The sequence below is a fragment of the Paraburkholderia caledonica genome, from assembly GCF_000383275.1.
GTDB lineage: Bacteria > Pseudomonadota > Gammaproteobacteria > Burkholderiales > Burkholderiaceae > Paraburkholderia > Paraburkholderia caledonica.
The window spans coordinates 126,357-147,312 of record NZ_KB911039.1 but is presented as its reverse complement, the minus strand read 5'-3'; the positions used below and the strand labels follow the sequence as shown (position 1 = coordinate 147,312).

Annotated in this window: 24 protein-coding genes; 13 read left to right on the top strand and 11 right to left on the bottom strand. The window is 61.3% G+C overall.

The window, feature by feature from the left end:
- Nucleotides 1-15: 15 nt before the first annotated feature.
- The 5 genes from H281_RS0118735 to H281_RS0118715 are packed head-to-tail and all read right to left on the bottom strand — an operon-like array spanning nt 16 to nt 3,110.
- Nucleotides 16-543: a cupin domain-containing protein gene (locus tag H281_RS0118735; RefSeq protein ID WP_020068687.1), complete on the bottom strand. Its 528-nt coding sequence runs from the start codon at nt 541-543 to the stop codon at nt 16-18.
- A gap of 26 nt (nt 544-569) precedes the next feature.
- Complete coding sequence (locus tag H281_RS0118730; protein WP_020068686.1) at nt 570-1,337, bottom strand: SDR family oxidoreductase; 768 nt, start codon at nt 1,335-1,337, stop codon at nt 570-572.
- On the bottom strand, nt 1,330-2,433 hold the full coding sequence (locus H281_RS0118725; RefSeq protein ID WP_020068685.1) for an aromatic ring-hydroxylating dioxygenase subunit alpha: 1,104 nt from the start codon (nt 2,431-2,433) through the stop codon (nt 1,330-1,332). The genes H281_RS0118730 and H281_RS0118725 overlap by 8 nt, the downstream gene beginning before the upstream one ends.
- A 49-nt stretch (nt 2,434-2,482) precedes the next feature.
- On the bottom strand, nt 2,483-2,794 hold the full coding sequence (locus H281_RS0118720; RefSeq protein ID WP_020068684.1) for a recombinase-like helix-turn-helix domain-containing protein: 312 nt from the start codon (nt 2,792-2,794) through the stop codon (nt 2,483-2,485).
- A 1-nt stretch (nt 2,795) separates the two neighbouring features.
- Nucleotides 2,796-3,110: a non-heme iron oxygenase ferredoxin subunit gene (locus H281_RS0118715; protein ID WP_020068683.1), complete on the bottom strand. Its 315-nt coding sequence runs from the start codon at nt 3,108-3,110 to the stop codon at nt 2,796-2,798.
- Between the two features lie 439 nt (nt 3,111-3,549).
- Here H281_RS0118715 and H281_RS0118710 point away from each other — a divergent pair, with 439 nt between their 5' ends.
- On the top strand, nt 3,550-4,623 hold the full coding sequence (locus H281_RS0118710) for a porin (protein ID WP_020068682.1): 1,074 nt from the start codon (nt 3,550-3,552) through the stop codon (nt 4,621-4,623).
- A gap of 14 nt (nt 4,624-4,637) precedes the next feature.
- Here H281_RS0118710 and H281_RS0118705 read toward each other — a convergent pair whose 3' ends face one another.
- Entirely contained in the window at nt 4,638-5,648 is a 1,011-nt protein-coding gene (locus H281_RS0118705) for an IclR family transcriptional regulator (RefSeq protein ID WP_027804743.1), read from the bottom strand.
- A 139-nt stretch (nt 5,649-5,787) separates the two neighbouring features.
- Here H281_RS0118705 and H281_RS0118700 point away from each other — a divergent pair, with 139 nt between their 5' ends.
- On the top strand, nt 5,788-6,084 hold the full coding sequence (locus H281_RS0118700; protein WP_020068680.1) for a hypothetical protein: 297 nt from the start codon (nt 5,788-5,790) through the stop codon (nt 6,082-6,084).
- A 144-nt stretch (nt 6,085-6,228) separates the two neighbouring features.
- Complete coding sequence (locus H281_RS0118695; RefSeq protein ID WP_020068679.1) at nt 6,229-7,938, top strand: acid phosphatase; 1,710 nt, start codon at nt 6,229-6,231, stop codon at nt 7,936-7,938.
- A gap of 3 nt (nt 7,939-7,941) precedes the next feature.
- Here H281_RS0118695 and H281_RS0118690 read toward each other — a convergent pair whose 3' ends face one another.
- Nucleotides 7,942-8,616 carry a DUF4410 domain-containing protein gene (locus tag H281_RS0118690; RefSeq protein ID WP_020068678.1) on the bottom strand — a complete coding sequence of 225 codons (675 nt, stop codon included), beginning with the start codon at nt 8,614-8,616 and terminating at the stop codon, nt 7,942-7,944.
- A gap of 205 nt (nt 8,617-8,821) precedes the next feature.
- Here H281_RS0118690 and H281_RS0118685 point away from each other — a divergent pair, with 205 nt between their 5' ends.
- The 4 genes from H281_RS0118685 to H281_RS0118670 all read left to right on the top strand — a co-directional run bounded on the left by H281_RS0118685 (nt 8,822) and on the right by H281_RS0118670 (nt 11,102).
- Nucleotides 8,822-9,181, top strand: coding sequence for a DUF3564 domain-containing protein (locus tag H281_RS0118685; RefSeq protein ID WP_020068677.1), 360 nt, complete (start codon nt 8,822-8,824; stop codon nt 9,179-9,181).
- A 357-nt stretch (nt 9,182-9,538) separates the two neighbouring features.
- Nucleotides 9,539-10,288 (top strand): DNA/RNA non-specific endonuclease, encoded by a 750-nt coding sequence (locus tag H281_RS0118680; RefSeq protein ID WP_020068676.1) that lies wholly within the window; start codon nt 9,539-9,541, stop codon nt 10,286-10,288.
- Nucleotides 10,281-10,541, top strand: coding sequence for a hypothetical protein (locus H281_RS0118675; RefSeq protein WP_020068675.1), 261 nt, complete (start codon nt 10,281-10,283; stop codon nt 10,539-10,541). The genes H281_RS0118680 and H281_RS0118675 overlap by 8 nt, the downstream gene beginning before the upstream one ends.
- A gap of 198 nt (nt 10,542-10,739) precedes the next feature.
- Complete coding sequence (locus H281_RS0118670; RefSeq protein ID WP_020068674.1) at nt 10,740-11,102, top strand: hypothetical protein; 363 nt, start codon at nt 10,740-10,742, stop codon at nt 11,100-11,102.
- Between the two features lie 174 nt (nt 11,103-11,276).
- Here H281_RS0118670 and H281_RS0118665 read toward each other — a convergent pair whose 3' ends face one another.
- The gene (locus H281_RS0118665; protein ID WP_020068673.1) at nt 11,277-11,990 is read right to left on the bottom strand and encodes a Crp/Fnr family transcriptional regulator; all 714 of its coding nucleotides are present in this window, start codon (nt 11,988-11,990) and stop codon (nt 11,277-11,279) included.
- A gap of 90 nt (nt 11,991-12,080) precedes the next feature.
- Here H281_RS0118665 and H281_RS0118660 point away from each other — a divergent pair, with 90 nt between their 5' ends.
- A complete protein-coding gene (locus H281_RS0118660) occupies nt 12,081-12,620 on the top strand; it encodes an Mpo1 family 2-hydroxy fatty acid dioxygenase (RefSeq protein WP_020068672.1) in 540 nt (179 codons plus the stop codon).
- 48 nt (nt 12,621-12,668) lie between these two features.
- Here H281_RS0118660 and rarD read toward each other — a convergent pair whose 3' ends face one another.
- A complete protein-coding gene (rarD, locus tag H281_RS0118655) occupies nt 12,669-13,559 on the bottom strand; it encodes an EamA family transporter RarD (protein WP_020068671.1) in 891 nt (296 codons plus the stop codon).
- 514 nt (nt 13,560-14,073) lie between these two features.
- On the opposite strand from rarD, the gene egtD reads away from it, so the two are divergent.
- Complete coding sequence (egtD, locus tag H281_RS0118650; RefSeq protein WP_020068670.1) at nt 14,074-15,054, top strand: L-histidine N(alpha)-methyltransferase; 981 nt, start codon at nt 14,074-14,076, stop codon at nt 15,052-15,054.
- A 57-nt stretch (nt 15,055-15,111) separates the two neighbouring features.
- On the opposite strand, the gene H281_RS0118645 is transcribed toward egtD, so the two are convergent.
- Complete coding sequence (locus H281_RS0118645) at nt 15,112-15,405, bottom strand: acylphosphatase (protein ID WP_020068669.1); 294 nt, start codon at nt 15,403-15,405, stop codon at nt 15,112-15,114.
- A gap of 152 nt (nt 15,406-15,557) precedes the next feature.
- Between H281_RS0118645 and hpnA the strand changes: the two genes are divergently transcribed.
- On the top strand, nt 15,558-16,568 hold the full coding sequence (gene hpnA / locus H281_RS0118640; RefSeq protein ID WP_020068668.1) for a hopanoid-associated sugar epimerase: 1,011 nt from the start codon (nt 15,558-15,560) through the stop codon (nt 16,566-16,568).
- Between the two features lie 92 nt (nt 16,569-16,660).
- Nucleotides 16,661-17,221, top strand: a complete 561-nt coding sequence (locus H281_RS0118635; RefSeq protein WP_020068667.1) for a hypothetical protein — start codon at nt 16,661-16,663, stop codon at nt 17,219-17,221.
- Between the two features lie 50 nt (nt 17,222-17,271).
- Here the strand turns inward: H281_RS0118635 and H281_RS0118630 are convergent, their stop codons facing one another.
- Complete coding sequence (locus H281_RS0118630) at nt 17,272-18,438, bottom strand: glycosyltransferase (protein ID WP_020068666.1); 1,167 nt, start codon at nt 18,436-18,438, stop codon at nt 17,272-17,274.
- 348 nt (nt 18,439-18,786) lie between these two features.
- Here H281_RS0118630 and ispH point away from each other — a divergent pair, with 348 nt between their 5' ends.
- Together ispH and hpnH are read left to right on the top strand one after the other, a co-directional pair.
- A complete protein-coding gene (gene ispH, locus H281_RS0118625) occupies nt 18,787-19,731 on the top strand; it encodes a 4-hydroxy-3-methylbut-2-enyl diphosphate reductase (protein ID WP_027804741.1) in 945 nt (314 codons plus the stop codon).
- Between the two features lie 10 nt (nt 19,732-19,741).
- On the top strand, nt 19,742-20,896 hold the full coding sequence (hpnH, locus tag H281_RS0118620; protein ID WP_020068663.1) for an adenosyl-hopene transferase HpnH: 1,155 nt from the start codon (nt 19,742-19,744) through the stop codon (nt 20,894-20,896).
- The last annotated feature ends 60 nt before the right edge of the window (nt 20,897-20,956 follow it).

The window sequence follows — 20,956 nt, the reverse complement described above, 5'->3', positions numbered from 1 at the left end:
TTGTACAGGGACGACTTAGCGCTTGAGCTTCGCGAGCGGCGAATCCGGCGGATACGTGGGCGTGATCGGCTTCGGCGAACCGAGCATCACGCACATCAACGCGTCTTCCTCGCCGACGTTGATTTCCGTGCGATACACGCCCGGCGGCACCGAGATCAGATCGCGCTCGCCGAGCACGGCTTCCCACGTTTCGCCATCCTTTTCGCAGACCACTTTCATCTTGCCGCGCAGCACGAAGAAAATTTCTTCGACGTCCATATGAATATGACTGGGTCCGATATTGCCGGCCGGAATCACCATCGTCGAAAACGTGAAGCCGCCTGCGGGCACCGTATTCATGTCCTTCGCTACGCCGGTGCCGCCGGTGCCGACATAGCGCATTTGCGCGCGGCGATACTTCGGGTCGTAGTCGGCCTGAAACTTCAGCGCGTCCCAGTCGTAGCGGCGCGTTTCCAGGCGCGCGACGCGGCTGTCCAGCCACTGGGCAAAGCTCGCGTCCGCAGGTTGTTCCCACGACTTGCGTTCGATATCGGCGTCAGCCATCTCTTTCTCCTTTGGATTCGACAAGATCAATTCATCACAAAGCCGCCGTTGACCGGCAGCAACTGGCCGGTCACGAAGCGCGCGGCATCGGACAACAGGAACAGCACGGGCCCGGTGACGTCGTCGGGCACCTGCGCACGCGTCAGCGCGCGGCCTTGCAGGTAATACTCGTGACGTTCGGCCGGCACATACGCGGTCGCTTCGACTTCGGTGAGGCCAGGCGCAATTGCGTTGACTGTCACTTGATGCGCGCCGAATTCGCGGGCGAGCGAGCGCGTCATCGAGATCACTGCGCCTTTGCTCGCCACATAGGCGAGCAGCTTCGGCGCGCCCCACATTGCTGTGTCAGAAGCGATGTTGACAATGCTGCCGCGTCCCGAGTCGCGCAGATATGGCAGTACGGCCGTACTCATCAACCAGGTGCCGCGCACGTTCACATTCATTACGGCGTCCCAGGTATCGACGGATAATTCGTCGGCAAACTTGCCGCCCGAATTCGTGATGGCCGCGTTGTTGATCAGCGCGTCGATTCCGCCGAGTCGCGACGCACCTTGTTCCGCAAATTGCTTGATGCTTTCGGGATCGGCGAGGTCGAGCGGAAGATAGATCGCCGCGTGACCTTGCCCCGCGAGCGATGCAGCCAGCGCGCGCCCTTCTTCGTGCAGCACGTCGCCGAATACGACCTGAGCGCCGGCTTGCACCAGCGCGCGCACAAACGCCGCGCCGAGGCCGCGCGCACCGCCCGTCACAAGGACACGCCGGCCATTGAGCGTCGCGGACGCGTCCTTATGCATGGCTGTGGCCTGCTGCTTCGGTTTGCGCGGAGCCGGTTTGAGCCGACTGCGCGGCTTCGGCGCGATGCGCTTCGAGTGCGGCGAAGTCCTGTTGCGCACGCTGGCGCAACATGCGGCGCACTCGCGTCATGCCGACGTCGTGCTGATAAAGGAATTCGTGCTCGCGCGCATTCGGCGCCATGCTTTCGAGCACATAGCGGTCTTGCTCGAGCACGGCCCAGTGCAGGCCTTCCAGGCGATTGCGATACATAAAGCGCCATGCGTCGCGCTGCCAGCCCTGCACCTTGCGGGTACGCCAGAAATAAACCTGGCAGTTGTTTTCGTCGACCGGAACGGCGAAGCCGATGATCCCGAAGTTGCCGCCGGGACCGAACTTCTTCTTGTACGGAATCGCGAGGCGCATCCACAGGCAACCGGTTTCGCCGAGTTCGACCCAGTCAAAGTTCACGTCGCGCTGGCCGACCTTTTCGAACATCAAGCCCGTTTCGGTTTTTCGCACACGCATGTCGGCCTGCTTATCGCCTTCGGCCATCGAATGCGACGTTGCATGCAGATAGGCGCCGTGCATCGGGTCCATGACGTTGTCGATGGCGTACTGGTAATTGCACTTCCAGTTCGACATGCAAAGAAAGCTCGCGTATTCGTCGCCGACCAGTTCCTCCGGCAGCTTGAGCGGTGCGGGTTCCTTGTGCGCGTCGTCGCCGAACCACAGGAAGATCGCGCCCGCATGTTCTTCCACCGGATACGACTTCACGCACTTCTGGCCTTCTAGCGGACATGCCGACACGGCCGGCACCTTGGTAACCGTGCCGCCACCGTTGATTTCAATGCCGTGATACCAGCACGCGACGCTGCCGCCGAGGTTCCAGCCGAGCGACAGACGCGCGCCGCGATGCGGGCAGCGGTCTTCGAGCGCGTGGACTTTGCCTTCCTTGTCGCGCCACAGAACGATCTGATCGCCGAGGCGGGTAATGCCGACCGGCGCGTCGCCGACTTGCCAGCTCGGCGCGACGGGATACCAGTAATTGCGCAGACCGCGGTCCAGATACGACTGGATCGGATCGGCCGCGTGTTGACTTGTAGCGGGGGACGTCATGAAGAGACTCCGGATGCGGATGCGAGGAAACGTGTTCGGAAAAGCGCGCTTATTCGGCGAGCAGGCGGAATTCGGCGGCGAGGCGATCGGCGCTCCACGCGTTGCCTTCCGGCGTGCGGAAGCCAATGCCGTTCAAACCGTCGACGACTTCCTGCAACTCCACCGCGCCCGCTTCAAAGACTTTTTCGAGCGCATCGCCGAAGTCGTTTTCGTATTGCGTCGGCTCGGCCTTGCGCGTTTGCCAGATAAAGTTTTCCGTCTCGCCCGGCTTTTCGATGACGCCCTTGCCAGCGACGTTGTTCGGCTGCGGCGCAAGCCACGGCTTCAGGAAGGGATTGAAGTTCACGGCTACCTCTCGCATGTCATTCCACCTTGATCTGGATTTCTTCGCCGGCAAGGCGGACCGAATACATCTTCAGGTCGCGGCCGCCGGGCTCTTTCAAGCACTTGCCCGTCGGGATATGGAATACGGCTTCGTGCAGCGGGCATTCGACGGTGTCGCCGTCGACAAAACCCTGCGTCAGCAGCGCGTACGCATGGGGGCAGACGTTTTCGAGCGCATACAGCGCATCGCCCACCTTGTAGATGCCGATCTCCGTGCCGTCGAGCTTGAACTCGAGCGGCGCATCTTCGGACAGGTCGCCGGCATGGCCGGCGCAGCGCCATTGTTCAGTCATTTCTCGCCTTCTCCTGAAGCACTGTGTTCCACATAAGGAACATCAGTTCGTGTATGGATAATTATAGGAGTGTCGTCGGCGGGAAAAAATAAAAATCTGGAGAGTTAGGGGAAAACACTATGTGTGGCATCTGCAACACATCATTGTGAGTATCGCGAGGACGGACGGCCCAGCTCGCTGCGGCTTATGGCACGGCGCTTTGAGCGCTTTTAAGGCTGAGAAAGCTGAGTGCAGATGCGGGTTTCTACGGACACCGAAAATTTATTTTGATCGCTTTTGAAGTCACTATACTTTTCCATAGGCGATACAAACGCCCATAGGTGGAACACAAAGCGTAGCAGTTTTGGCGCATAAACCCAAGCTGCATCAACCCACAGCAAAGGATCAGGGACGTCGGATTCGTGCGAGCGATTCGGTCGTGTGATCAGGAGAACCAACGGTGAAGCACATCATTGCAGCCGGCTTGACGGCAGTCTGCGCAACCACAGGCGCATGGGCGCAGAGCAGAGTGACGCTATACGGCAGCCTGGATGCCGGGATCGCGTATATCAGCAATGTCGGCGGCCACACGAAGTGGATCGAGGAACAGGGCAACATGCAGCCGGACCGCTGGGGTTTGAAGGGTGTAGAGGATCTCGGCGGCGGTCTGAAGACGATCTTTCAGTTGGAGAACGGCTTTTATACGAACACCGGAGCCTTCGCCAAGGCGGGCACGCTGTTCAATCGCCAGGCGTTCGTCGGTCTGAGCTCGGACAAGATCGGGACAGTGACACTCGGCCATCAGACACCGTTCAGCTTCGATGTGCTGGGTCCGCTGAGCACCGCTTATCTCGCCGCCAGCTGGTACGCGTTCCACCCTGGCAATATCGACGAACTCGCGGACACGGGTGTCGTGCCGTTCGACAACTCGGTGAAGTTCCGATCTGCGAGTTTCAACGGCTTTTCAGTCGGCGCGATGATGGGCCTCGGCAACACGACCAACTTCTCGACCGGCAAGACGTTGAGTTTTGCGCTTAGCTATGCGAACGGTCCGTTCAAGGCCGGCGCAACGTATGCGAACGAGCACAATCGAACGCCGTCGATCGTGACGACCGGCATTACGAATTTTCAGGGCGTGGCGGCGGCGAACTACAGCGCCGACAAGGTGCAGAACATGGGCGCGGGCGCGTCATACCAGTTCGGCAAGCTGCTCGTGCATGGCTTGTACACGCGGGTCAAGCTGGAGTCGGCTGGACATTCGGACACGTATCAGAGCTACGACGTCGGTGCGAATTATCAGTTCACGCCGTTTAACAGCGTAGCCGGGGGCGCCGCGACCACAACGCTGGCCGGCCACCGCTGGACGCAGTTTGAAATCGGCGACATTTATGCGCTGTCGAAATCGACGCAGTTGTACGTGAATGCTTTGTACGAGCGCGCGGGGTCCAATACCGACGCCGCATTCTTCACGGCGGGTGTGTCGAGTGGCCGGAACCAGACGATCATCCTGACCGGTATCCACCACTCGTTCTGATCTGAAACTCGGAACTAGCTCGCCGCGACGGGTTTGCGGCGAGCTTGCATCACCGTCGGTTCGTCGGCGCGCGGACGGTGGCCGAGCCGCTCGGACAACTCGAGCGCGGCCTGGCAAACGGCGGTAACGAGCCGCTCGCGTTCTTCGGTCTCGCCGAGATCGGAACGCGGGATCGTGACGGTCAACGCGGCCGCGATCTTGCCGCTCTGATCGCGCACCGGCGCGCTCACCACGGAGATGCCGCGCTCGAACGACGCCTCGCTCAGCGCATAGCCGAGCGCCGCGCTTTCGCGCACTCTTCCATACAACTCTTCGACGGTGGCCGGCGTGCGCTCGGTGTAACGCTCCAGTTGCGGTTCGGGATACAACTGGCGCAACTCATCGAACGTAAGGTCGCCCATCAGCACCTGACCGTGGACAGTGGCATGCGCGGGCAAACGCGTGCCGACGTGCACTTTCACCGAACTGAACATCGGCTCATGGGTTTGCGCTTTGCCGACGAACACCACGTCGCGTTGATCGCGGATCAACAGATGCGAACTCAGGCCCGTCGCGTCGCGCAGACGTTCGAGAATCGGCGTGCCGACGTCGGTCAATTCCAGGGAATTCAGATATTCGAAGCCGAGGCGTAGCACGGCGACGCTCAGGCGGAAGTAACGGTCGCCGTTGACGCGCTCCAGAAAACCGAGCGCTTCGAGCGTCTGCAATAAGCGGAAGGTGGTAGTGCGCGGAATGCCGATGCGCTTCGACAACTCCGGCGCGCCCAGTACCGGCTCGCGTGCGCTGAATTCCGAGAGAATGCGCAGCCCGCGCTCCAGGCCCGGCACCAGATACGTCGAGCCGCCGGCGCTGTCTTCGTCGGCATTCGCGGTGCTGGCGGTGTTGGGGGTGGAACGGATCGAATCAGTCGAATCGGCGCCGCCTTTTTGCGCCGACGACATCTCGTCGTGATGCGAAGCCGGCGCCGCCATAGCGCGTGGCTTTGCCTGCTTGCGTCCCGCTCCTGTCTGCTCTTCTTTTGCCATCTTGGCTGCCGTTTTCTGCTGTTCATCGAGGTCAGATCAGCATCATAGCGTCTTTGCGGTGCTATGCTTTGATGCGGTCCGCTGCGCGAGGCCCCGCTGCCGCGCCTTCGTTCCGCACAAGCGTCCGGAGGCCACGCTCATGTCTGATTCCGTGCAGATTCAGGTTGCCGATTCGCATCTCTATCCTGGGTGTGCGGTGCACATAGCGCACTTGCCGAAGTCGGAGCGAACGGCCGCTGCGGTGGTCGCGGTCGTCGAGTTTGCAGACGGCTCCGGCGCTAATGCCACCTGTCATTTGCGAGCGCACGACGAACTCGAACTGACGGTAGACGGTTATGCGACGCAGAAACGCCACCCCGTCAACGCGAGACATTGGCTGCTGCTCGCCGTCGATGCAACGCACAATAGTTGGCGGGTCAAACGCCGACTGCCTTAGCTGGAAAACCCGCCGCATCTCTTGACGCAGTAGTTCGCCTGCACGTCCAGCCGTATCCGCAACGAATCGTAGCTTCCGCCGGCGTTTTGCGCGCCGCCCCGAGCCGCACCTGAGCGCTCGCCACGCACACTTCGGAACCGACCGATGACAGACCACGACTTCTCCCTGCCGCCGAACCCCGGTAGCTCAGACAACGCCTCCAGCGCCGCAGACGATCCGCACAATCCTGAACGCCGCCGTGTTCTTACCGGCCTCGCGGCCGTCGGCATCGGGCTTGCACTGACCGGCTGCAAGACCGGACAGGCTGCGAGCGAAGTGGCACCGCGTACCGCCGCGGACTTACGGCTCGACGCCGCGTTGCACGACCAGGTCAAGCAGATCGTGGTGATCTACGCGGAGAACCGCAGCTTCGCCAACCTGTATGGCAACTTCCCAGGCATCCAGCATCCGCTCGATAAAGTAACTGCCGAGCGATATCTGCAACTCGACCGCGACGGCAAGACGCCGATGCCGCGCCTGCCTGCCATCTGGGGCGGCCTGGTGCCGCAGGCGCAGGAAGTGGACGGCAAGCGCTACATGATCGGCCAGAAAGACATCGGCAATCTGCGCAATGGGCCTTTCCACCTGACCGACGCGCGAGGCGCGCCGTTGCCCACTGGCGTGATCACGCGCGATCTCGTGCATCGTTTTTATCAGAACCAGATGCAGATCAACGCCGGGCGCAACAACCAGTTCGCGGCGTGGGGCGATTCGGGCGGACTCGTCATGGGGCATTACCGAAATTCCGCCGATACGCTCAAGCTCTGGAGCCTCGCTCAGCAATACACGCTGTGCGATAACTTTTTCATGGCCGCGTTCGGCGGCTCGTGGCTGAACCACATCTTTCTGATCTCGGCGCAGGCGCCGTTCTATCCAGATGTGCACAACAGCCCGGCGAGAAAGATGGTCTCCGTGGTCGAGGGCGACGACCTTACCGGTGCGCGGCTGAAGCTCGCTCCGGACTCGCCGGCATCGGCACTCGACGGTCCGCCGAAATTCGTGAACGACGGCGCATTTACCGCCGACGGCTATGCCGTGAATACGATGGCACCGCCATACCAGCCGAGCAACGTGCGCCCGGCGGAAGGCGGCAACCCGGCTTTCGCGGATGCGTCGAATCCGCGGGTGCTGCGACCGCAGAATTACGCGACGATTGGCGACCGTCTCACGGACAAGGGCGTGGATTGGGCGTGGTACAGCGGGGCCTGGCAATATGCGCTGGAACATCAGGACACAGGTGCCGTGCCCGACTTCCAGTATCACCACCAGCCGTTCAACTATTTCGCCAACTACGCGCCTGGCACGGCCGCGCGGCGTAAATATCTGCGCGATGCGGGCCTCGGCAGCGACGCATCGACCAACCGCCTGATCGCCGACATCGACGCGGGACGTCTGCCCGCGGTAACGTTCTACAAGCCGCAGGGCGATCTGAATATGCACGCCGGCTACGCGGACGTCGAATCCGGCGACCGGCACATCTCAACTGTGATCGAGCATATCCAGAAGGGCCCGCAATGGGCCAATACGGTCGTGATCGTCACCGTCGACGAAAACGGCGGCTGGTGGGATCCGGTCGCGCCGCCGAATGGCGACCGCTGGGGTCCAGGCTCGCGGATTCCGGCGCTTGTCATTTCACCGCTCGCCAAAAAAGGCTATGTCGATCACACCGTGTACGACACGAACTCGATTCTTCGCCTGATCAGCCGCGTGCATGGACTGGCGCCGCTCGACGGCGTCGTGGCCCGCGATCGTGCGTTCGCAAAGAACGGTTTGGCGCCCCTCGGCGATTTGACCGCGCCGCTGGATCTCGCCTGACCATCACGGCGCAGCGGCGTGAAGCCTGGCGATGACGGCATCGGAAATCTGTTGAGCCGTTTTCTTGATCGTCTTCTTCTCGTCGCCGCTTGCCATGACGAACTTCGCTGCGATCACATACGGATTGAGTTTGATGGCAGCGCCCGGCCCGTGCTTGCTGTCGGCCTCTTCCACGGCTTCATAGAGAGGCGGCAAACTCGCCGATGCAAGACTGTCGCATGACACGGCGACCTGAATGTCAGTCTGACCGGTGCCCAGACCGACCATGGCACGCCGCAGACGGTTGCCGTCGTCGACGCTCAGGAAGACACCGCGCACTTGCCAGCCCGCAGCCGGCGAAGTTTGACCGGGCGCGATGCGCCGTGCGTCGACGCCGCCTTCGCGCAGATCGGCCGTGAGCGCCTCCGCCATTTCGTCGACGATGTTCTTTGCGTGCTCCTGCGGATTCGCGTTGCGGTCCAACGGTCCCGGCCCGCCTGGCAATAATCCGCGCAGACGGCGCACGCGTTGGCCGGGGCCACTGTCCGGCGCAACGTTCGCAACGTCCAGCTCGAAATCCGACACGTAGACGATCGGCGCAGGCTCGGCGAACGACGCTTTATCCGCTGCAAAACCAGGCGCCGGCGCCGCGCTTATGCACGCGGCCAGCGCCACAAAACGCAGAAATTGATGCTGCATGACACGTCTCCAGGATCGGTGCAGCGGCAACGAAGAAGCAAGATAGCGCGGTAAAAAGCGGAGGCCGGATCGCGACGCGAACATGGTACAGCCGTGTACATGCGGCGTCCGTATTTTCGTGCACAAGTCTTACCATTTGCCTTGAATAACCGGCGTCGCGACATAGACTGTTAAAGCAATTCTGAGTACTTTGCACGGAACTGATATGCGCCTGACCATCCTTATCAACGGTTCCGATCCCACCGTCAGTCACGACTACGCTGTGCTATGGCTCGACACCGACCAACGCCGGTGGTCGAGAGAAGCGCATCAAGGGATCGATCTGCCCCCGTGGGGCGAATTACGCGACGAAGGTGGCGTGACGACACTTTGCGCGCCGAGCACGGACGCACCGTTGTGTACGCTACGTGGATTACATGTCGACCGTAAGCAGCGCGTGAGCGCCGCCCAAGGCGACGCAGCGTGGACGGCCGTGCGCAACCGCGCGCCGACAAGCGGCTTCTGGCGCTTGCAAGCCGTCGATCGTCAAAACGTGCGCGCCGAAAACAGCGTGTTCGGCAATTAATTCCAGCACCCTTTCCACTCGGTCGATGTTCCCGCACGCGCGTCGCAAGGCGCGCGTGCGAAATCCGTCGGCTTACCACTCTGCACTGTTCCCTTTCGCCGATTGACGGACCGTTTTCCGCGACGCACGCATTTAAGCTTGTCTTAAGTTTGCGTGCGTAGTGTCGGAAGTCCACGCATTAGGGTCGCCGCAAGGCGGCCCATTTTTTTTGCCTGTGCGACGTCGCGTCACGTGCCGGTTCCGGCGCGCGACCGTCACATTGCCGTTCTTCGCTACGCTCTCCCCCGCTCTTTTACATCGCTCGATCATCACGCTCGACGCTATACTTTGCGCCCCTCTCTTTTCACCGATTAACCCATGAAGAAGTGGTTCGCCTGTCTGCTCGTTGCAGTTGCCGCTCACGCAACGGCCGCGCCTTCCTGCACCCAGTTCACACCTAATGCGCAATGGCCCGTTCTGACCAATCAGAAGATGGCGCCCAAAACGCGCATGCTTTGCTATAGCGATTTCGCCGTCATGCATTCGGGCATTACACACGGTCCATTGTGGTCCGCCGAACATTTGACGCGCGATCATATTGAAGCCGCCAAAGACATGGTGCGCACCAACAAGTTCTTCGAAGACGCGCGCTTGCCAGACGGCGAAGGCGCAACGCTCGCCGACTACAAGCGCAGCGGCTTCGACCGCGGACATATGAGCCCTGCGGGAAATCGCTGGAATGAGCAGGCGATGGCACAATCGTTTTCGCTCGCGAACATCGTGCCGCAAAATCGCGAAAACAATCAACGGCTGTGGGCGCGCATTGAAACGTCGGTGCGCAAAATCGCGACGGCCTATGAGGACACGTATGTCGTCACGGGTCCGATGTTCAGCGGTCAGCAACTCCAGACGATCGGTCCCACGCGCGTGTTCGTTCCAACGCAGTTGTTCAAGGTCGTCTACGTACCTTCGCGGCAACTCGCGTTCGCGGTAGTGGTCGACAATGTGTCGACGAATCGCTACGAAATCAGAACGATTCACGAACTCGAAGCAGCATCGGGCATTCGCTTTCCGGGCATTCCGGAGAACCTCAAAGATCAGCGACCGGGAGGACTCAAAGGTGTTTAAACCCTATTCGAACGACGACGACGTACTCAACCTTCAGGGCGACGCAATGACCGTGAACAACGGCACGAAGCGCGTCGTGCTGAACGGCACGCTCGAACTGACGCAAGACCAGCGAGGGCTGAAGGCTGCGCTCGCATTGAAGGAAGCGGTGGATGCAATCGTCGCAGCTTTGCAGGCGCATCCGGGACTGCCCGCTAAAGTGAAAGACGAGCCAGACGCGAAACCGGGTGTCGTGGACAATCCATTCAACTAACGTTTGACGTCTTAAATCGTCGAGAGCACGAAGGCCGGAAGAGTAGTCAGCAGCCCGATATGTTTCTGCCGTTACGTTTTGTCACCAGAACATCGTCAACTGCTGTCTTCCCGGCTGCGTTAAACCGGCAGCGCTGAATAAATCCAGCCGCGAAACAGAAGCTCGCAGGAATCCACCGGTTTAACAAGGAGTCACACCATGAAGACGCTTTTCGCCGCTCTCGCTTCCGCTCTGCTCGTGTCAACCGCCTTCGCTCAGACTGCCGCACCGGCACCGTCCGAAGCAACGCAGCCCGCGGGCCAGGCGAATCTCAAGGCAAGCACCGCCGTGCAAACCGGCGCGTCGAATGACACCACCACTCACGCGAAAGCACCTTCGGGCACGACCGCGAAGTCGCATGTGAAGACGTCTTCCAAACACACTGTGAAGAAGCACAACGCCGTGAAGAAGACTCCGGCCGACTCCAGCGCAGCGAACAAGAAAACGGACGGCGCGCAAGAGGCCAGCAATGCGCCGGTGAGCGCTGACGGCGCAAAGACCGGCACGACCAAAACGCAATAACACGTGCACGGTTCCGGCACGCACCGGCCAACCAGGCATTAGAAGAATCAAGCTATTAATCGAAGCCGGGCAATGCCGTTCAGGGAGGGCGAGTCGTATGACTCGCCTTTTTTTTGCGCAAGCTTTCGCGTTGTCGTAGCAGAGGAAATCTGCGGCAATGGTGCTCTCAAGCCGTCAACGTGTATCTAGGCCCAACTGCGCAAGCTCGTGAAGTCGGCCTTTGTCGACTATCTGGATTTCCGCATAACCAAGCTTGACCGCGCCCTGCGTTTCAAACTGCTTGAGCACCTGGTTGATGGTCTGCCGCGACAGTGCGAGCATCATCGCGAGATCTTCCTGTGGCACGTTGATGACACGCCGCATGGTTTCCCCCTCGCCATATCCACCTGCCATCAGCAACAGGCGTCGCGCTACGCGTTGCGCTGCCGGCAGCAACGCGGCTTCCTCTATTGCATCGAAGGCAAGACGCAGTTTCTGCGTGAGCAGCAAGCCGAAGGTGTGCCAATGGGCCGGCGTACGTTCAAGCAATCCGACGAGTGCCGCGCGCGTCACATGAAACAGTTCGGTGTCGCGTTCGGCATACGCGTCGTGCGTTCGCGGACGATTGTCAAACAGCGCGATCTCGCCGAACCAGTTCACCGGTTCGATAACAGCAAGCAATGCTTCCTTTCCGCTCTCACTCGCTGCGCCGATTCGCACCACGCCGCCAAGCACGCAATAGATGCCGTCGTCTGCATCGCCACGCGTGAACAGACGCTGACCGGTGGCAAGGCGCTCGATCCGGCCCGCGTCGATCAATTGCGTCTGCAGAGACGCCGGTGCCGAGCGGAACCATGCACTGTTCGACAGCAGCGTGGCAAGCTGAGTACGAGGAATATTTGCGGTCATTGAATCGCGCTTATACCGATTGTCGGCTACCCGATGGTTTGAGATTCCAATCGCCGCGATTATGCTGACTTTGACGAAGGAGCGGCATCCATGAGAACGCTGACGCAACAGCTTACGCAGTATGCGGCTTACCATCGCGACCGGCGCAATATCGCCACGCATTTCATCGGCATCCCGATGATCGTGCTTGCATTGGCAGTGCTGTTGAGCCGTCCGGTTTTCGCGCTAACCGCGCCGCCGTTGATCCTATCGCCCGCAGGGCTGTTGTTCTCGGCGGCCACGCTCTATTACCTGGTGCTCGACGTCCCTTTGGGTTTGCTGATGACAGCCGTGTCCGCGCTTTGCATCGTGTTCGGCCAATGGATCGCGACGCAGTCCACGCCGGTCTGGCTGGCAACTGGCGTCGGCCTCTTCGCGGTCGGCTGGGTGTTTCAGTTCGTCGGCCACATTGCCTACGAGCACCATAAGCCGGCTTTTGTCGATGACGTAATCGGTCTTCTGATCGGACCGCTGTTCGTGCTGGCCGAAGCATTGTTCTACACCGGCTGGCGGCCTGCGCTTCGTGAAGCGATAGAAAGCCAGTTGGGGCCTTCGCCGACGAAAGATCAGCGCGCGGCGGCGCACAAGTGAACGCACAAGTGAGCGTAAAGCAGCACGGTCGTCGCAGGCGCTTAAGTCTCACGCAAAGCGCACGATCCGCATGCTGTGCAACGCTGTCAGCACGACCGCGATCCAGATCGGGATGTACGTGGCCAACTGCGCAGCACTCAACGTTTCGCCGAGCAACGTGATCGACACCAGCACGAGCAATACCGGCTCGACATAACCGAGAATGCCGAACAACGCGACGGGCAATAAGCGGCTCGCGGTCAGATACGAAGCCAGCGCGAGCGTGCTCAACGCGCCCAGCCCCGGCAGCAGCAGAAGCCACATGTCGAGGCGTCCGGAGATCAGCGCGAGCGACCCGCCGGTCACAATCATTGCCACTGCGACAGGTAGTAGCAAGATCATCTCGACGGTGAATAGCGCGAGCGAATCCTGTTTGATTTTGCGCCGCAACACGAAGTACGGCGGATAACCGAGCGCCACGAGCAACGTCGGCCACGAGAAAGCGCCCGTCACCGACAGTTCATGACCCACGCCCACAGCCGCGCATATCACGGCTGCCCACTGCAAACCGTCGAGGCGCTCGTGATAGTAAAAGCGCCCGACCAGTACCATCACGAGCGGCAACAGGAAATAGCCGAGCGATACTTCAAGCATGCGGCCATGCAACGGCGCCCACAGGAACACCCACAATTGCGCGCCGAGCAACGCGGCGGCGGCGAGCATCGCGGCGCCGAGCGCGGGCTGAGTCATCATCCGGTAAAGAAGTTGCCGCAGGATTGGCATGCGCTTGCGCGACGCAACCAGCAGCAGTGCGCCCGGCACGGTCCAGACGATACGCCACGCGAAAATATCGAGGCCGGTGAGCGGTGCGAGCAGCGTCGCGTAAGCCGACAGCAGAGCGAACATCGCACAGGCGCTAACCGATAAGGCAATGCCGCGTTTCGGCGAATACTGATTCATCGTGCGCCCCGCTGTGCGGGAGCTTCGCCTTGCGGCGCGAACGCATGCGCACGTGGCGCAACATGGCGGCGCACCGCGATTCTCGTTGTCATTGGAAGTGAAGGTCCTGAGCCGCAGCGCGTGTCGCGCGCCGCTCCTTGTAGTTTTATCCGGCGATGCAAGCCGGGCATTCTAGCCGGATTATCGACGTGGCACGGACACACTTCGCGTCGCTTTCATTCTTGTGGCAGCAATTAATCCGTGCAGAACGCGCGTCGATGAACTAGAACATAACTTCACGCGCGCGGGAGTCAGCTGTGCGCGTTCGACAAGCAACTCCGTCGATCAAGCGCGAATCTTGCTTCCCGCTTCTGCTGCAGCGTTTGCAACCAACGTTAGCAATCAGCGTTTGCGACATCAACGAGCCCGGCCGCATGGCGGCCCGCTTCCTCCGCGGCACGCACCAATCGTTTCGATCCCGCGTGCCGTCTCCGGCCAACCATCCCGCTCATCGCATGTGACTACTGGAGCCAGCATGACCCAGCCAGCCCTCTCGCACGACGCATCACCCGATCAACGTTCCGCGTTCGCCGCCGACGTCCGCAGCGGCCTCACGCATGCGCCGCAGAAAGAGTTGCCCTCGAAGTATCTGTACGACGAAGTCGGTTCCGCATTATTCGAAGTAATCACCGTACTCCCCGAATACGGCGTGACACGCGCTGAGGAGCGGCTGCTGGCGAAGCACGCGGTGGACATCGTCGAGCATCTTCCGCACGACGTAACCGTCGCCGAACTCGGCAGCGGCAGCGGCCGCAAAACGCGCCGCATTCTCGAAGCGCTGTGTAAAAAGCGCCCCACTTCATACTGCCCGATTGAAATTTCGCGCACCGCGTTGCAGTTGTGCAGGCGCGAATTAGGCGACATCGAAAGGATTTCTATTGTCGGCTACGAGCGCGATTATCTGGCGGGGCTCGCCGAAGTCAGCAAAAAGCGCGCAGCCGACGAACGCTTACTCGTACTCTTTCTCGGCAGTACGATCGGCAATTTCGGCAGACTGGCCGCGACGCGCTTTCTGCGCGACATTCGCAACATGCTGGCGCCCGGCGACGCGCTGCTGCTCGGCACCGACCTCATCAAGCCCACGCCCACGCTGATCGCCGCTTACGACGACGCAATCGGCGTCACGGCGTCGTTCAACCTGAACCTGCTCGCGCGGATCAATCGCGAACTCGGCGGCGATTTTCCGCTCGACGCATTCGAGCACGTCGCGCGTTTCAATCCGGACGCGCGCAGTGTCGAGATGCACTTGCGTGCAACGCGTGACGTTACCGCGCATATCGCCGCCGCGAACCTGACGGTATCGCTCAAGGCAGGCGAAACGATCTGGACCGAGAGCAGCCACAAGTATCGCGCCGACGAAATGCCCGCGATCGCCGACGATGCGGGATTCGTGTGCAGCCATCAGTGGCTGGAAAACGAGTGGGGATTTGCCGAAAGCCTGTTGGTGGCGCGATAGCGCCGAACGACTAAAGGGGCGGCGGGCTCTCAACCCGCCGATGTGGCTACGCGCCGTTCAATGCTGTTCGAAACGCTCGTAGCGTTTCTCGGTCACGCGCTCTTCGCCGGCTACCTCGGTCACGCGCGCGGCCGGCGGCCCGTGCCGCAGCCACGACAGCATCCGGTCGACCTGATTCGCCGTGCCCTGCAACATCGCTTCGACCGAACCGTCGTCGAGATTCGCAACCCATCCCTTGATGCCCAACGCGTGCGCCTGCCGCACGGTCGCGTGACGAAAGCCGACGCCCTGCACGGTGCCGCGCACGCGCACGTAATACGTTTCGATCCGCTCATCCAGATCTGGGGACATGCCGTTCTCTCCTCGCAATCTTTCAAGCGGGCATTCTAGTCGCGTCGCGGCGAGCCTGCTTGCAGAACGCGGGTTGGAATAGCCGCGTCGGCGACGCGGCCCTCGCTCGCCACGTACAATCCCCCGACTGTCACGCAGGGAACGGAAACAGAATGACCGAACAGAATGGCGATCTCGTGCTCGTGACCGGCGCATCCGGCTTTGTCGGCTCGTCGGTGGCGCGCATCGCGCAACAGAAGGGTTTCAAGGTGCGTGTACTGGTGCGCGCCACCAGCCCGCGTCAGAACCTCGAGTCCCTCGACGCGGAAATCTTCGTCGGCGATATGCGCGACGAAGCGTCCATGCGCAACGCGCTGCGCGGCGTGCGCTATCTGCTGCACGTCGCCGCCGATTACCGGCTGTGGGCGCCGGACCCGAGCGAAATCGAACGCTCGAATCTGGAGGGCACGGAGGCGACCATGCGCGCGGCGCTGAAAGAAGGCGTCGAGCGCATCGTGTACACGAGCAGCGTGGCCACGCTCAAGGTGACGAGCGCAGGCAATTCAGCCGACGAAACATCGCCGCTCAAGGCCGATCAGGCGATCGGCGTCTACAAGCGCAGCAAGGTGCTGGCCGAGCGCGCAGTGGAACGCATGATCGCCGAAGACGGCCTGCCGGCGGTGATCGTCAACCCGTCCACACCTATCGGCCCGCGCGACGTCAAGCCGACGCCGACCGGGCGCATCATCGTGGAAGCGGCGCTCGGCAAGATTCCCGCTTTCGTCGACACAGGGCTAAACCTCGTGCACGTGGACGACGTCGCGGCCGGACACTTTCTGGCGCTGGAGCGCGGCAAGATCGGCGAACGCTACATTCTCGGCGGCGAAAATCTGCCGCTTCAACAGATGCTTGCGGACATCGCGGCACTCACCGGCCGCAAGGCCCCCACCATCAGCTTGCCGCGCTGGCCGCTTTACCCGCTCGCGATGGGTGCGGAAGCGGTGGCGAAATTCACGAAGCGCGAACCGTTCGTCACCGTTGATGGATTGAACATGTCGAAGAACAAGATGTACTTCAGTTCGGCCAAGGCGGAACGCGAACTGGGCTACCGGGCGCGTCCGTATCGCGAGGGCCTGAGCGATGCGCTCGACTGGTTCCGGCATGCGGGCTATCTCAAGCCGTAGCGCGAGCATTTTGTTACAACGTCGCTGTATTTGCGGAAGATAAAGCCTACGCGCAGCAGTTAAAATCGCGGGTCTTACCAGAGAAATCTCGCATGAACCTTCACGAACAGCTCGGCGCGCTCGAAGTGGGCGTCGATCAGCTCATTCAGGCTGTCGTGGCCCCGCAGGCCCAAAGCATCCCCGAGACACGCAACCAGGCTGACGCGCAGCACGCGCCGGCTGAACATGCCGTGCCGGACGTCGAATCGGAAACGGTCGAAGTTCGAGCCCAAGCCGAGGCCGACGCCGCGGTCAGCGAAGCCGGCGCGCAAACCGCTGCGCCCCCGGCTCCGCCCACGCTGGAAATCAACCGTCCGGCGCAGAACGAAATCACCATGACCATCGGCGGCCAGACCGTCGCATTGCGCGCGGAGCAGATCGGCCAGCTCATCGAGGAACTGTCGAACGCGCGCGCCTCGATGACACCCGAACCTCCTCCGGGCATCCCGCCGGGCTGGCGTTTCGTGTCGACGAAAAATCCGGTCATGGCCGTGCAGAAGCAGTCGAACGGCGACCGTTTGCTGGTAATGCGCCATACCGGTCACGGCTGGGTGCCGTTCACGTTCTCACCGGACATGGTGATTCAACTCTATATGCTGCTTACAAAGGGCTAAAAGAAAAGCGGCGCAATGCGCCGCTTTTTTGTTACTGCCTCGAGTCAACGTTACTGCATGGGCGCCTGAACCCGCGCCTTCCACTGCCCGCCCTTGCCACGCCAGTAGCGCACCGCCGATGCAAACGTCGCCCCCACGTAAAACAGCGCGATAAGCGGCAGAAACGGCGCCCATAGCGGCGAGCGACGATAATAGCTCAGCATGGGCGCATACGCGCAGCACATGGCCGCCCACGCGAGCCAGGCGGGCCAGCCCGTTGGTCCGAGCACGATGGCGGCGACCGGCGGCATCAGATAGATGATCGTCATGCCGGCAAGCGTGCCCGCCAGCAGCAGCGGCGAATAATGCAACTGCGTAAACGCGGTGCGCGCAATCATGTTCCAGATGTCGCGCCAGCTATCGTAAGGGCGCAACGACACGCTTCGCGCCGCCACGTCGAGCCGGATTGGGTGGCGCCCGGTGCCGCGATGCTTGATGCGCGCCGCGAGGCTGCAATCGTCGATCAGCTCGGCCCGGATCGATTCAATGCCACCGGCTTCCTCCAGGGCGCTACGACGCACGAGCATGCAGCCGCCCGCCGCGGCCGCCGTGCGATTGCGCGGATTGTTGACCCACGAGAACGGATACAGCTTCGCGAAGAAGAAAACGAAGGCCGGAATAAGCGCTTTCTCCCAGAACGAGTCGCAGCGCAGGCGCACCATCAGCGAGACGAGATCGCGCTTCTCAACGTCAGCACGGACCACGAGTTGCGTGACGGCCTCCGCGGGATGACCGATATCGGCGTCTGTCAGCAACAAAAAGTCGGCCGGCAAGCCGAGCGTGCGCACCGCTTCGATGCCTTGCGACTGCGCCCACACCTTGCCGGACCACCCCGGCGGCAGCGGCTTCGCGCTCAGCACGGTCAAACGGTCTGGGCATTGCAGCTGCAGTGCGGCTGCGCGGGCAGCGTCGGCCGTGCCGTCGGTGCTGTGGTCGTCGACCACGATCACGTGAAATTCGCCGGGATAATCCTGCTGAAGCAGCGTCGTAACGGCCTGTGCAATGACATCGACTTCATTGCGGGCCGGCACCACGGCGGCCACGCCGGGCCATGCGCTACGCGCTTCGGGCGTAAGCGGCGCGGCGGGACGCGCGCGCCAGAAGCCGCCTCGGGCGAACAGCAGCACGATCCAGATCAGCAAGGACAAACAGGAAAGGAAAAACAGAATCACCGCCATCAACCCCATTAAGCGTTACCCTCGAATTTGCAGCAAGCGTCGACCATTTTGTATTGCGAGGCGCGAGCGCTTCACAGGACGACGTAGTTTAAGGGTTCCGCCAGAGCGGTGCAGCGTGCAATTTTTGCCGCATGGGTTTTGGTAAAGCTAAGGCATGTGCCGCGTGCGCCCAACACTGTAGCGGCCCCGGCAAAGCAAAGCTGGCGTGATAGCGTTAGAATGCGCGTTTGGTTTTGCTGTACCGGCACGTCGCCGGGGCTCAAGACGTCAACTAATTAGATGGTCGCGGCGATAAAGTCAGAATTTCCGACTTGCTCGAAACCCGCGTCAGTCGGAGTCCGCCAACTTATGCGAGTCATCCTTGCCCAACCCCGCGGCTTTTGTGCGGGCGTTGTTCGTGCGATCGAGATCGTCGATCGGGCGCTGCAGCAGCACGGCGCGCCTGTCTACGTACGCCACGAAATTGTCCACAATCGTCACGTGGTCGATAATCTGCGCCAGAAAGGCGCGCGTTTCGTCGAAGAACTCGATGAAGTGCCGCAAGGCGCCGTGGCGATCTTCAGCGCGCACGGCGTCGCTCAAACGGTTGAGCGCGACGCGGAAGCCCGCGGTCTCGACGTGCTCGACGCAACGTGCCCGCTCGTCACCAAGGTGCACGTGCAGGGACGTCAATATGTGAGCGCGGGGCGCACGCTGATCCTGATCGGCCACGCCGGGCATCCGGAAGTGGAAGGCACGATCGGCCAGATCCCGGGCAAGGTGCTGCTGGTGCAGAGCGAAGCCGAAGTCGAGCATCTGCAGCTGCCGATCGACACGCCCCTCGCGTACGTCACGCAGACCACGCTGTCGGTAGACGACACCCGTGGCATTATCGACGCCTTGCAGCGCCGCTTCACCGACATCGTCGGCCCCGACACGCGCGACATCTGCTATGCGACGCAAAATCGCCAGGCCGCGGTGCGCGAGTTGAGCAAGCAGGTGGACGTGCTGCTGGTGGTGGGCGCAACAAACAGCTCGAACTCGAACCGGCTGAGGGAAATTGGCAGCGAAAGCGGCGTGGCAAGCTATCTCGTCGCCGACGGTTCAGAAGTGAAGCCGGAATGGTTTGCGAATGCGCAGACCATCGGCATCACGGCCGGCGCTTCGGCGCCGGAAGAAATGGTCAGAAACGTAATCGATGCGCTAAGCGCAATGGGGCCCGTCGATGTCACGACGATGGCGGGCCGTGAAGAGAAGGTTGAATTCAAGTTGCCATCGAAGCTGATGCAACCACTCGCCGCACGCGAAGTTTAAGGAGGACGTCTTGTCTATTCCGCTGCTACAGAAAGTCCGGGTCGGCGCATACATCATGCGTCAGCACCTCTCCGGCAACAAACGCTACCCGCTCGCCCTGATGCTGGAGCCGCTGTTCCGCTGCAATCTCGCCTGCAATGGCTGCGGCAAGATCGACTATCCGGACCCCATCCTGAATCAGCGTCTGTCGCTGGAAGAATGCCTTGGCGCCGTCGACGAATGCGGCGCCCCGGTGGTGTCGATTGCAGGCGGCGAGCCGCTCCTGCACAAGGAAATGCCGCAGATCGTGAAGGGCATCATCGCGCGTAAGAAGTTCGTGTACCTGTGTACGAACGCGCTGTTGATGGAAAAGAAGATGGACGACTACGAGCCGAATCCGTACTTCGTCTGGTCGGTTCACCTGGATGGTGATCAGCAGATGCACGACCATTCGGTGTCGCAAGACGGCGTGTACGACAAGGCAGTCGCCGCCATCAAGGAAGCGAAGCGCCGCGGTTTCCGCGTGAACATCAACTGCACGCTGTTTAACGACGCGGTGCCGGAGCGCGTTGCCGCTTTCTTCGACACGGTCGGGCCGATGGGCGTTGACGGGATCACCGTTTCGCCGGGTTATGCCTATGAGCGTGCGCCGGACCAGCAGCACTTCCTGAATCGCGACAAGACCAAACATCTGTTCCGCGAAATCTTCAAGCGCGGCAACAATGGCAAGAACTGGTCGTTCAGCCAGTCGGCCATGTTCCTCGACTTCCTCGCCGGCAATCAGACCTACGAATGCACGCCTTGGGGCAACCCGGCGCGTACGGTGTTCGGCTGGCAGAAGCCGTGCTATCTGGTCGGCGAAGGTTACGTGAAGACCTTCAAGGAATTGATGGAAACCACGGACTGGGACAAGTACGGCACCGGCAACTACGAAAAGTGCGCCGACTGTATGGTCCACTGCGGCTTTGAGGCCACGGCCGTGATGGATACGGTTGCGCATCCGCTGAAGGCATTGAAGGTCAGCCTGCGCGGCCCGAAGACTTCGGGTGCTTTCACCAAAGACATCCCGCTGGACAAGCAGCGCCCGGCTGAATACGTGTTCTCGCGCCACGTCGAGATCAAGCTTGAAGAGATCAAGGTGGCCGGCAAGGGCAGCAAGGTGCAGACGGCTACGGCCGCGCACTGAGCGTCGAATCGGGGCGGCCCTGCGCCGCTCTGAATCGCGCCGCATAACCCGCGTAAAAAA

Bases quoted from the DNA above. Each gene is read 5' to 3' on its own strand.
- rarD (WP_020068671.1), bottom strand. From the start codon at position 13,559: ATGAATCAGTATTCGCCGAAACGCGGCATTGCCTTATCGGTTAGCGCC.
- H281_RS0118660 (WP_020068672.1), top strand. From the start codon at position 12,081: ATGAGAACGCTGACGCAACAGCTTACGCAGTATGCGGCTTACCATCGC.
- H281_RS0118725 (WP_020068685.1), bottom strand. From the start codon at position 2,433: ATGACGTCCCCCGCTACAAGTCAACACGCGGCCGATCCGATCCAGTCG.
- H281_RS0118690 (WP_020068678.1), bottom strand. From the start codon at position 8,616: ATGCAGCATCAATTTCTGCGTTTTGTGGCGCTGGCCGCGTGCATAAGC.
- H281_RS0118730 (WP_020068686.1), bottom strand. From the start codon at position 1,337: ATGCATAAGGACGCGTCCGCGACGCTCAATGGCCGGCGTGTCCTTGTG.
- H281_RS0118735 (WP_020068687.1), bottom strand. From the start codon at position 543: ATGGCTGACGCCGATATCGAACGCAAGTCGTGGGAACAACCTGCGGAC.
- H281_RS0118700 (WP_020068680.1), top strand. From the start codon at position 5,788: ATGTCTGATTCCGTGCAGATTCAGGTTGCCGATTCGCATCTCTATCCT.
- H281_RS0118685 (WP_020068677.1), top strand. From the start codon at position 8,822: ATGCGCCTGACCATCCTTATCAACGGTTCCGATCCCACCGTCAGTCAC.
- ispH (WP_027804741.1), top strand. From the start codon at position 18,787: ATGCGAGTCATCCTTGCCCAACCCCGCGGCTTTTGTGCGGGCGTTGTT.
- H281_RS0118695 (WP_020068679.1), top strand. From the start codon at position 6,229: ATGACAGACCACGACTTCTCCCTGCCGCCGAACCCCGGTAGCTCAGAC.
- H281_RS0118630 (WP_020068666.1), bottom strand. From the start codon at position 18,438: ATGGCGGTGATTCTGTTTTTCCTTTCCTGTTTGTCCTTGCTGATCTGG.
- H281_RS0118665 (WP_020068673.1), bottom strand. From the start codon at position 11,990: ATGACCGCAAATATTCCTCGTACTCAGCTTGCCACGCTGCTGTCGAAC.
- H281_RS0118635 (WP_020068667.1), top strand. From the start codon at position 16,661: ATGAACCTTCACGAACAGCTCGGCGCGCTCGAAGTGGGCGTCGATCAG.
- H281_RS0118705 (WP_027804743.1), bottom strand. From the start codon at position 5,648: ATGGCAAAAGAAGAGCAGACAGGAGCGGGACGCAAGCAGGCAAAGCCA.
- H281_RS0118715 (WP_020068683.1), bottom strand. From the start codon at position 3,110: ATGACTGAACAATGGCGCTGCGCCGGCCATGCCGGCGACCTGTCCGAA.
- egtD (WP_020068670.1), top strand. From the start codon at position 14,074: ATGACCCAGCCAGCCCTCTCGCACGACGCATCACCCGATCAACGTTCC.
- H281_RS0118720 (WP_020068684.1), bottom strand. From the start codon at position 2,794: ATGCGAGAGGTAGCCGTGAACTTCAATCCCTTCCTGAAGCCGTGGCTT.
- H281_RS0118645 (WP_020068669.1), bottom strand. From the start codon at position 15,405: ATGTCCCCAGATCTGGATGAGCGGATCGAAACGTATTACGTGCGCGTG.
- hpnA (WP_020068668.1), top strand. From the start codon at position 15,558: ATGACCGAACAGAATGGCGATCTCGTGCTCGTGACCGGCGCATCCGGC.
- H281_RS0118670 (WP_020068674.1), top strand. From the start codon at position 10,740: ATGAAGACGCTTTTCGCCGCTCTCGCTTCCGCTCTGCTCGTGTCAACC.
- H281_RS0118680 (WP_020068676.1), top strand. From the start codon at position 9,539: ATGAAGAAGTGGTTCGCCTGTCTGCTCGTTGCAGTTGCCGCTCACGCA.